9 protein-coding genes and 1 pseudogene are annotated in these 9,889 nt (G+C 60.8%); all 10 read right to left on the bottom strand.

The window, feature by feature from the left end:
- Positions 1-15: 15 nt before the first annotated feature.
- The 10 genes and pseudogenes from AC6HU3_RS06900 to AC6HU3_RS06855 all read right to left on the bottom strand — a co-directional run bounded on the left by AC6HU3_RS06900 (position 16) and on the right by AC6HU3_RS06855 (position 9,889).
- A complete protein-coding gene (locus tag AC6HU3_RS06900; protein WP_497536299.1) occupies positions 16-1,476 on the bottom strand; it encodes a TadA family conjugal transfer-associated ATPase in 1,461 nt (486 codons plus the stop codon).
- A gap of 354 nt (positions 1,477-1,830) precedes the next feature.
- Positions 1,831-2,376: pseudogene (locus AC6HU3_RS06895) on the bottom strand (CpaE/TadZ family protein); the annotation flags it as partial.
- Between the two features lie 10 nt (positions 2,377-2,386).
- Entirely contained in the window at positions 2,387-4,042 is a 1,656-nt protein-coding gene (locus AC6HU3_RS06890; RefSeq protein ID WP_497473041.1) for a secretin GspD/PilQ domain-containing protein, read from the bottom strand.
- A gap of 4 nt (positions 4,043-4,046) precedes the next feature.
- Positions 4,047-5,594 (bottom strand): carboxypeptidase regulatory-like domain-containing protein, encoded by a 1,548-nt coding sequence (locus AC6HU3_RS06885; protein ID WP_497473040.1) that lies wholly within the window; start codon positions 5,592-5,594, stop codon positions 4,047-4,049.
- A 25-nt stretch (positions 5,595-5,619) separates the two neighbouring features.
- Entirely contained in the window at positions 5,620-6,570 is a 951-nt protein-coding gene (locus AC6HU3_RS06880; protein ID WP_497473039.1) for a type II secretion system F family protein, read from the bottom strand.
- A 1-nt stretch (position 6,571) separates the two neighbouring features.
- Entirely contained in the window at positions 6,572-7,414 is an 843-nt protein-coding gene (locus tag AC6HU3_RS06875) for a type II secretion system F family protein (protein WP_497473038.1), read from the bottom strand.
- Between the two features lie 4 nt (positions 7,415-7,418).
- On the bottom strand, positions 7,419-7,865 hold the full coding sequence (locus AC6HU3_RS06870; protein WP_497473037.1) for a prepilin peptidase: 447 nt from the start codon (positions 7,863-7,865) through the stop codon (positions 7,419-7,421).
- A gap of 76 nt (positions 7,866-7,941) precedes the next feature.
- A complete protein-coding gene (locus AC6HU3_RS06865; protein WP_497473036.1) occupies positions 7,942-8,127 on the bottom strand; it encodes a Flp family type IVb pilin in 186 nt (61 codons plus the stop codon).
- A gap of 33 nt (positions 8,128-8,160) precedes the next feature.
- Complete coding sequence (locus AC6HU3_RS06860) at positions 8,161-8,718, bottom strand: hypothetical protein (RefSeq protein ID WP_497473035.1); 558 nt, start codon at positions 8,716-8,718, stop codon at positions 8,161-8,163.
- Positions 8,702-9,889, bottom strand: a complete 1,188-nt coding sequence (locus AC6HU3_RS06855; RefSeq protein WP_497473034.1) for a glycosyltransferase family 4 protein — start codon at positions 9,887-9,889, stop codon at positions 8,702-8,704. Before AC6HU3_RS06855 ends, AC6HU3_RS06860 begins: the two co-directional genes overlap by 17 nt.

Genomic DNA, 9,889 nt, shown 5'->3' with positions numbered 1-9,889 from the left:
CCTTTGGCTTAGGGTTCAAAATTCAAACTGCGCCTGGGCAAATTCGGGGTCCGGATGGAAGAGATCGGGCGGAAGCTGGACACCCGAAGCCTCCAGTTCCTCATAGAAGGTGGGCCGGACCCCCGTGGCCGTGTGCTTGCCCAAGACTTTTCCGGTCTCGGGATCCACACCGGTCTGCCGAAAGACAAAGATGTCCTGCATGGTGATCACATCCCCTTCCATGCCCGTGATCTCGGAGATCGCCACCACCTTTCGAGAACCGTCCCGGAACCGCGAAAGCTGAACAATAAGCTGGATGGCGGAGGCGATCTGCTGACGGATGGCCTTGGAGGGGAGTTCGGTTCCGGCCATCAGCACCATGGATTCCAGTCGGGACAGGGCATCCCGGGGTGAGTTGGCGTGAAGGGTGGTCATGGAGCCATCGTGACCGGTGTTCATGGCCTGGAGCATATCCAGGGCTTCGGCACCCCGGCACTCCCCCACAATGATCCGGTCCGGGCGCATTCGCAGGGCGTTCCGAACCAGATCCCGGATGGTCACCTCCCCCTTTCCTTCCACGTTGGGAGGACGGGCCTCCAGCCGCACCACGTGCTCCTGCTGGAGCTGGAGTTCTGCCGTGTCCTCGATGGTCACGATCCGCTCCCCCTCCGGAATAAACCGGGAAAGCATGTTAAGGAACGTGGTTTTCCCCGTCCCGGTTCCCCCGGAGATCAGAATGTTCTTGCGCACATACACCGCGGCTTTGAGGAACTTCACCATGTTGGGAGTGAGGCTTCCCAGCTCGATAAGCTCCGTCTCGGTGAGCTTCTTTTTGGAAAACTTCCGGATGGTGACCACCGCCCCGTTCAGGGCGAGAGGGGGAATGATCACGTTCACACGGGAACCGTCGGGGAGACGGGCATCCGCATAGGGCATGGAGTCATCCACCCGTTTCCCGAGGGGTGCCAGAATCCGATCGATCACCACCCGGAGCTGCTCCTCACTCAGGAAATGGACATCGGTTTTGTAGATTTTTCCGCCCCGCTCAATATAGATGTCAAAGGGACCGTTCACCATCACCTCCGTGATGGTTTCATCCCGAAGAAGGGGCTCCAGCGGGCCATAGCCCAGGGCCTCATCCAGGACCTCCTGAACAAAGGCCTGACGCTCGGCCTTGTCCGTGATGGCCACCCCCACCATATCCATGAGTTCCAGCACCAGGGATTCCACCTTCCGGCGGAGTTCGTGCCCCGCCTCCGAATCCCGCTGAACCTGGCCGAATTCCTTCCAGTTGATCCGGGTCAAGAGGAGCTTGTGGATCTGCTCCTTCCACCGGATCCACTCTTCGCTTCGCTTCTGGGCCACACGGAAGACTTCATGGGCCCGGGAAATGCGGGACGTTTCTCCATCTTTGGGAGGTGGGGACGGTTCGTCCTGGGTGGCCGCCAGCCCCTCTTCCAGGGTGGTGGGCCCTCCCGTTTCCTCCATCTGGGCCATCTGGAGCGCCTCGGACAGAAGGGCATCCAGGTCCTCTTGTCCGGACGGGGCCTGGGCCGGGCCCGGTGAGGTCCGACGGGCCGGGGCTGACTTCTTCTTTCCAAAAAGAGAAAATCCTTTCTTCTTCTGGCCTCGCTTGACCAGCTCATCCTCGCTGATGGTCCCCTCCAGGAATTCCGCAAAATCCCGGAGGACCTTGATGGCAGGATTGTCCTTGTCTGTGAGGATCAGGGGCTCCCCGAACTCCAGGCTCTCCAGCACCCGATCCCCCCCATGGGGGATCTCCAGGAGAAGGATGAAAGGATCCACGGCCTTGACGATCTCCTCGGTGGGGATCATGCTCTCCGGATGGACATGGTTCAGAATGAGGCGGACCTTCTGGGGCGCGAAATACATGTGCTTCAACACGCTGAGCTTGGCCTGGAGGGCGTTGAGGGAGCTGATCTCCGGCGTGAGCACAAAAAACACGTGGTCCGACGAATCCAGCACCTGGACGTTCCCCGGAGTCAGGAGGTCCAGCCCGTCAAAGATCACATAGTCAAAGGGAGGATCCTGACCTGCCAGATCCGTGAACAGGCTCATCACCATGTCCGGTGTCACCACCACCGGGGTTCGCTGGGGAAGCATGTCCGGGCTCAGCAAAAAGAGGTTCTCCACCACCTCCACAGGGCTCACGAAGGGATCCAGTTTGGGGGTCTCTCCCCGCTGGAGGGCCATGAAATACATACCAAAATCCATCCGCGGGGTGGCGTTCAGGGCGGTGGCCACATCCGCGTGGTCCATTTCCATGTCCACAAGCAGGACCCTCCGCCCTTTCTTCGCCAGATACACCCCCAGATTGGTCGCCAGGAAGGTGACCCCGGTCCCACCCTTGCTCGTCCCGAAGGCAACTTTCTTCACCCCATCCTCCTCACGGTTTGGGAATCCCTTTCATCACGTGGAGGATGTTCTGCCCACGATCCCAGAGAAACACCATCCGATCTCCAAACAGGGGTTCCAGATCCCGCAGGGGGACCTGCCAGATGCCGAAATAGTTTTCAATACGCGTTCCCCTCACCTCCGAGCCAAACTGAAGGGTCTGCCCCTCCAGATCAAACAGCATGGAACGCCCGCCGTATTTGGCGATGAGGGAAGCCTCTTTTTCCGTCACCCCTCCTCCAAGGGCCCGGACCAGTTCCCTCACGGGAACCAGCACCTCCCCGTTCACCTCCCGGATGGGCATTTCCAGATTACGCACCTTCAGGCGTTCCCACACCCGCACCATGCTCCGGGAACGGGGGAGGAGGGTGGGGATCACCAGCACCACCACATCGGAATACTCCGAAACCGAAAGGGTCCGCTTGAACAGATGGCCCAGGAGAGGGATGCTGGAGAGGAGGGGCAGGCCTGTGGAGATCACCTGATCCTGGCGGAGCATCAGCCCACCCAGGCCAATGACCTCCCCGCTCTGGGCCCGGAGAACAGCATCTGCCCGCCGGGTACGCAGGGCAGGCACATCCTGCACTCTCTGGGTGAAATCGGGCTGAGAAACCTCCACATGCACGTTGAGCACAATGCTCTGATCCACGTCCACCGTGGGGGTGAAGGAAAGCTTCATCCCATACTGGATTCGCTCCACCTGCCCGCTTCCCAGACCTGACACGGTGGGGACCAGGATCTCACCCCCCACGTGAAAGGTGGAAGAGTCTCCTTCCAGGGCCACCAGGGTGGGAGCGGCGAGCAGGCGGCTCTCCCCCCGGGCGGTCTCCAGAATGGCCTTGGCGGTGAAGGGGGTGAGGCGATAGATGGGACCGAGCTCCCGGATGCTGTACACATCGTCCCGATCCTCCCGCCAGAGGGCCGGGAGTTCGGACACCTCCGGAGCGAAGAGATCTCCACCCGTCGTCCACTTTACACCGTACTGATCCCCCGCCTGGCGGCGGATTTCCACCACATACACCTGGAGGGAGATGCTCCGGCGGGACCGCTTCCGGGCATCCGCCGCCCGAACCCGGATCTGAAATTCAAAGCGCTCCCTCTCCGTGGTTTCCAAAATCAGGTTGGATACCCCCACGCGCTGGGGCAGAACCAGAACCTCTTCGGGGCTCACGAGCTGGGCATCAATCACCCGCTCATCCCCCACAAACACCCGGGACAGGGGCGCCGGTGAATAGAACAGGCGGGAAAATCCCGCGTCCATTTCGATTTCCAGACCCGGAATCACCAGAACCTCTGGCCGATAGGTGGCGGCCTCCTCCAGAACCGGCGGGCCTCCCATCTCCGGAAGGACCGGGGCGGGGGTTTCCGGGGCAGGGACCGGCACCGGTGCTGCCTCCGCAGGAACGGGCACGGTTTCCTCGGCAGGAACCGGCACCGGTGCTTCCTCCACCGGGACGGGCACCGCCTGAGCCGTGTCCACAGGGATCACCGCCGTTTCCTGAGCAGGTTCCGGTGTTTCCGGAACCCGTGTGGTTTCCGGAACGGCAACCGCCACCGTTTCCTGCGTGGTGTCATCCAGAACCACCACAGGCTGAGCTTCCTGAGCGGCAAGACCACTCACGAAAAGCAGAACGAGCAGGCGCCCCATCCTCTCAACCTCCTGTGCCTTTCAGATAGGTTTTCGCTTTCTCAAGATAACGTTTGGCCGTCCGGTTGTTGGGGTCGATCTGAAGGGCCCGTTCAAACAGCCGGACGGCACGGGCATAGTCTCCGGCGAGAAAGGCCTTTTTCCCTTCTTCAATCAACTCATCCACGTTTTCCTTTGCGGGCTGGGGACGGGCAGACGACCGCGGCTGGGGAGAGGGCTGGGTCCGCGCAGGGGTCCGGGTGCGGGACGCCATGGCCCGACGAACCCGGGCCCGCCCGGCCTGGGCCTCTTCGTCCTCCGGATCCAGGGCGAGCACCTGCTCCCAGAGGGACAAAGCCTTGCGCAGGTTCTTCGCCCGTTCCGCCGCCTTGGCCTGAACCTTCAGCGTCTTGACCTTCTTCTGGATCTCGAGGCGCACGGCATCCCGACCGGCCAGGGCCTCCGAGCCCTTGGGGAAAAGTTTCAGCGCCTCTTCATACGCCAGCAGCGCAGCCCGGAGATCCCCCTGAGACTGGGCCTGCTCCGCCTCCCGGATCTTGGCCTGATACTGGAGATAAACCGGATTGACCTTGAGCTGCACGTTCAGGGTGATGCGGGGGTTGTCGGGCGTGAGGGTCACGGGGATCTCCTGGGTGAGATACCGGGGATAGGCCTGAACCACGAGGGTGTATTCCCCGGGTGGAAACCGGAGGACATAGCGGCCATACCGGTCCGTACGGACACCCCGCCGGGCCCCCTTCTTATACACAATGGCACCCGGTACAGGCTGGCCGGTGGTGGCATCGCTCACCACCCCGGCAATCACCACCTGTTCGGGCTGGGCAGGTTTCTGGGGCGCCCTTTCCTTGACGGTTCTCTCCCGGGCAATGCGGCCCGAATAGCCCACGGACACAAAGATGTGATCCCCGGTGATCTGATCGGTGGTGTAGTCCACATACCGCCAGCCCATCCGGAGTTTGAGGCCCTGGGCAGGAAGGCCCACGCTCACCCCCAGGTTCCGTTTTCCGTAAAATTTGAAGCGGGGCCACACACCCTCATAAAAGATCTCCAGCCCGGGAACAGGTTCCACCGCCAGACCGAGAAATCCACCCACACCGACCTTGTTTTCAAAGAAGTCATAGCCGAAAAATCCCGTTCCCAGCCCGGCGTTCAGGGTCAGCCCCCGCACCGGGGTCCCGGTCACCCCCAGAACGAAGGGAATCCGGAGAAAACTGGATGCAGCCGTGTCGTTCTCCGTGGCCTCCGATTCCATGGAGGGGAGAAAGAGCCGGTAAATCCCGGCAAAAAACGTGCTCTGCTCGGAAATGGGGGCCTGATACAGGGCGGTGACCACCCCCTGATATTCCGGGAAGAACCCGGCTTCCACAAAGAAACGGGGGCCCAGCAACCCCACCGCACCTCCAGCCACGCCGGGATAAACGGCCTTGAGGTTCCGGATTTCGTTGTGCTCCTTGATGTTCAGCTCAAGGCGAGCAGACCAGAAGAGATCCTCCGCCACCGGTCGGGCGGCGGGAAGGTCCAGCCAGCCCATCATCAGCACAAGCCACAACATGGCAAACCTCCTTGTTTTTCACCCGTCAGGGGGTTCCTCCCCCATAAAGCCCCCGTTTCAGGAAATAGTTGATGGCCATGGGGGCAAAGATGATCAGAATGATGGTGGGCAACACCAGAACCAGCGTGGGGAACACGATCTTGACCGGTGCCTCGTGGGCCAACTTCTCTCCCCTCTCCCACCGTTTGTTCCGGAGATCTTCCGCCACAGCCGCCAGGGTCTGGGTGAGGGGAATGCCCAGGCGTTCCCCGAAGGCAAGCATCATCACCAGACGCCGGATGTCTTCCTGCTGGGTCCGCTGGGCCAGACGCTGGAGTGCTTCAATCCGGGGAGCCCCCAGCATGATTTCCTGAAGGGCAATTTCAAATTCTTCCCGGAGGGGACCCGGGCGGAACCGGCGGGTGGTGAACTGGATGGCCGCATTGGGAGCAAGTCCCGCCTGGATGGTCACAATGAGCTGATCCAGAAAATCCGGAAGCTGGCGCTCAATGAGGGTCCGCCGGCGACCCGCCGCACTCAGAATCTGGAGATCCATCAGAAAAAAGCCCAGCACCCCCCCGACAAGGGTCGCCAGAAGAATTCCCCGGGGTGTGGCCTCAAACACCAGCCAGGATGCGGCGCCGACCATCAAACCGAACAGGACAAAGGCCCCCAGCTTCTGAGCAAAAAGCTGGCCGATGGTCAGGTCATAGCGTCCCGCCTGGGTGAGTTTGGTCTTGAGAAAGTCAATGTATCCCGCCGGAAGCACCCGGGAAAGAACCGGCCAGACCCCCTGATAGATCCAGAAACCCACACGATCCGCGATGGACTCTGCCCGGATGGACATGGCCTCCTCGCTCCGCAGAGCCCGGCGCATCCGGAGGCGCTCCAAGCGACGACGAACGGCCACCTCTTCCTTCTGGGGGACCAGGGTGATGAGGAAATATCCCCACACAAACGCAGCGATCATGGCAAGAAGCACGATCAACAGGACCATGTCACACCTCGATGTTCACGATTTTGGAAATGATCCACCAGGCCAGAGCATCCAGCCCGATGATCACACCCCAGACCAGCAATCCGGACCAGTGTTCAAACATGGGCCGCATGTATTCCTTGTCCATCAGGTTCATCATGAAAGCCATGAAGAAGGGCAGAGCCACGATCACCATGGCGGAAAGACGTCCCTCCGCCGTGAGGGACTGGATCCGTCGCCGCAGTCGCCGCCGGGTGGCAATGGTTTTGGCCACCTGTTCCATCACCTCCGCAAGAGAGCCCCCCGTCTGGAGCTGGATCACCACCGCTGTGGTGAAGTTCTTGAGTTCTTCGCTCTCCGGTACACTTTTTTCAAGTTCCACCATGGCGTCCTTCACGGGCATCCCCAACCGGACGTTGGTGATCACGTCGGAAAACCTGTCCCGAAGGGGAGGGGGCATTTCCCGGGACACAAACTCCATGGCCTGCATGAAGCCGAGCCCGGCCCGCAGAGAGTTGGCAATCAGACGGGAAGCCTCCTCCAGCTGATCGTCAAACTTTTCAACCCACATTTCCCGGAGCTTTTTGAGGATCCACAGGCCCAGGAAATGGGCGGCGATGAAACCGAAAAGAGCCAGGATGATCTGGTTGATGATGCTGATCCGACCCGCATAGATGCCCCAGAGGGGCAGGGCGATGTAGAGAAACGTGCGAAACAGACCGATCTGACGGGTGGTTTTGAAATACAGAATGTTTCCGGCGGGTTCGCCTTTTCCGATCACACGCTCGATAAGGAATTGCACGAGCAGGAAGGTCCAGAATCCCACCGTCACCATGCCCGCGACAATCAGAATCAGGGTATCCATGGGATCAACCTCCCATCCAGAGACTCACACCAGCCCCCAGTCCCAGGAACACACCATAAGGAATCCGGGTTGTTCGGGTTTGCCCCTTCTGCCCGGTGAGCGCCTTCAGCGCAGGCAGAAGATTGCGAACCACAGCCAGGAGCTGGCCCGAAAGGAGAAGATAGAAAAAGAGTACCAGGCCTGAAAAGGCATAGGCCCGCAACATGCCTTCCCCTCCCAGCCACACCCCCAGCGCCGCCCCAAACTTGACATCCCCCGCCCCCATCCCACCGAGCATAAACAGGAGAAGCAGGGGAACAAACCCCAGAAGAAATCCCACCCCCACATCCCCCCACATCCCCCGCCACCCCTGAATCAGAACTCCTGCCAGGAGAAGAGGGAACGTCAGGTGATTCCGGATTTTCCACGATCTCCAGTCCGTCCATATCCCATACCCTATGGCAAGACTCAATATCCCTTTTCCCCACAAGGGCAGTTCCATAGGTTCATGGGAGGGGAGGTGCCCCCCCTCCCCCCATGTTCCTTCCTCAGCTCGGCGTGTAAACCTCGGTCGCGGTGTTCAGAGACTGCTGCATCCGGTCCAGGATGGAGAAGACCCTCTGACCCACGGCCCGGTACACCGCGAAGGTGGCCAGGGCGATGAGCCCAATGATCATGGCATACTCCACCGCCGTGGCCCCTTCTTCCTCCAGGATGAGACGTGTCCACAGCATCGTCCACCTCCTTGTTTAAAGGTCCCCTTGATTTCAGCAATCGGGTCCAAAACGGTACTGAAGGAAAATGTCATGATAAAAGGTAAACGTATAGTCAAGACCGGCCCCTCCTGTGGTTTCTCCCTGATAATCCCCCTTCACCCGGAGGGTTAATCTGGCCTTGACCACCGTCTGATTCTGCGTGATCAGTTCGTTGAGCACCTGCTCAGTCACAAGGCCCACGTTGACAGAAGCCTCGCCCCGAGGGGGGATACGCACACTGGTGGTTCCCCAGAGGGGGGTCAGACCGATGGGATTGAACTGATCATCGAGATATTCCACTTCATACTGATAAACGGTCGCCCACTGTCCTCCGTATTCTTCCTGAAACACCACCTCCACGCGGCCCGGGTCGATCTCCACCTGACAGACAAAATAAACGTTCCCAAATGGGTCCTGAATGAACTGCTCCTCCAGACCGATGATGGTGTTGATCTCCCGGACGTCCCGCACGGTCACGATGGCATCGGGATTCAGAGGATTGGTACGCTGGTCACACCCCGCCAGGACAAAGGGGAGGGCCATGAGAAGAAGATCACGGGTTCGGATCATCGTCTTCCTCCTTTTCCTGTATCTTAATATACGCTCCAGAGGGGTTCCTGTCAACCCCCCCCACCCGAAGTTCCCGATAAACCGCCTCCACCTTTTCCGCCACCGCATCCCAGCTGTACCTTTGCGCCGTGTCCAACCCATGTCGGGCCAGCCCCTCACGGAACGCTCCATCCATGAGAACCCGTTCGAGGGTTGCCGCATAGGCGGCCGGATTCCGGACATCCACCAGCAGACCGTTTTCTCCATTCCGGATCACTTCCCGGTATCCCGGGTTGGAGGCAGCCACCACCGGAACCCCGCAGGCCATGGCCTCCAGCAGCACCAGTCCGAACGTTTCTCCGCCCACCGCGGGAGACGTGTACACCGTGGCCCCGCGATAGAGGGCCGGCAGATCTTCGTAAGGGACCCGGCCCAGAAAATGCACGCGGCCCCGGATATCCCCCGGAACGCCCGCCTTCAGGGTCTCCCGCATGGGCCCGTCCCCTCCCATCACCAGGTGAACATCCGGGAGACGCCGGGCCAGGAGAAGGAAGGCCTCAAGCAGCAGATGGGGCCCTTTCCGGGGCTCCAGCCGGCCCAGGAACAGGACCGTTCGACCTGACACATGGCTGTAGATCGGGTGCACAGGCCCGTCCGGGGTGAAGCGTTCCAGATCCACGCCGTTGGGGATGATCCGGTAATCGCCGGGAAAATACGGGGCCATCACGTCCCGGGCCACCCGGGAAACCGCGATGGCCACCCGGACCTTTTTCCAGACCGGACGAAAAAACCACCGGGCCACGCCGTACCAGTTCCGGCGTCCAGCAAACGCGGTGTGGAAGGTGCTCACCACCGGATAGGGGGAGAACAGGGTTGCCAGGGCCGGAAGATTGGGAGCCAGCGGGCCGTGGGTGTGGACGATGTCATACCGGTTGTGGCGAAGAAACCGGCGTACCCGCAGAGGCAGAAAAGGATGGACGGTCAGGGTGATCCGGGTCTGGTTGAAGGGGAGCACCCACACCCGGCCGATCCGGTGAACCCAGGGAGGGTCCTCCACGGGTTCGGGATACCGGGCGGTCAGGATCTCCACCTGGTGGCCCCGTTTGCGCAGGGCCTGGGACAGCCCCCGCAGGTGTTCTGAAACGCCCCCGGGAAAGGGGTAATACGCATCGGACACCTGGAGGATGCGCAT

This window comes from Caldifarcimen microaerophilum, assembly GCF_055387105.1.
This window is presented reverse-complemented; position numbering and strand designations above follow the sequence as displayed.

Bases quoted from the DNA above. Each gene is read 5' to 3' on its own strand.
- AC6HU3_RS06855 (WP_497473034.1), bottom strand. From the start codon at position 9,889: ATGCGCATCCTCCAGGTGTCCGATGCGTATTACCCCTTTCCCGGGGGC.
- AC6HU3_RS06900 (WP_497536299.1), bottom strand. From the start codon at position 1,476: ATGGCCCAGATGGAGGAAACGGGAGGGCCCACCACCCTGGAAGAGGGG.
- AC6HU3_RS06865 (WP_497473036.1), bottom strand. From the start codon at position 8,127: ATGCTGTGGACACGTCTCATCCTGGAGGAAGAAGGGGCCACGGCGGTG.
- AC6HU3_RS06875 (WP_497473038.1), bottom strand. From the start codon at position 7,414: ATGGATACCCTGATTCTGATTGTCGCGGGCATGGTGACGGTGGGATTC.
- AC6HU3_RS06860 (WP_497473035.1), bottom strand. From the start codon at position 8,718: ATGATCCGAACCCGTGATCTTCTTCTCATGGCCCTCCCCTTTGTCCTG.
- AC6HU3_RS06885 (WP_497473040.1), bottom strand. From the start codon at position 5,594: ATGTTGTGGCTTGTGCTGATGATGGGCTGGCTGGACCTTCCCGCCGCC.
- AC6HU3_RS06890 (WP_497473041.1), bottom strand. From the start codon at position 4,042: ATGGGGCGCCTGCTCGTTCTGCTTTTCGTGAGTGGTCTTGCCGCTCAG.
- AC6HU3_RS06880 (WP_497473039.1), bottom strand. From the start codon at position 6,570: ATGGTCCTGTTGATCGTGCTTCTTGCCATGATCGCTGCGTTTGTGTGG.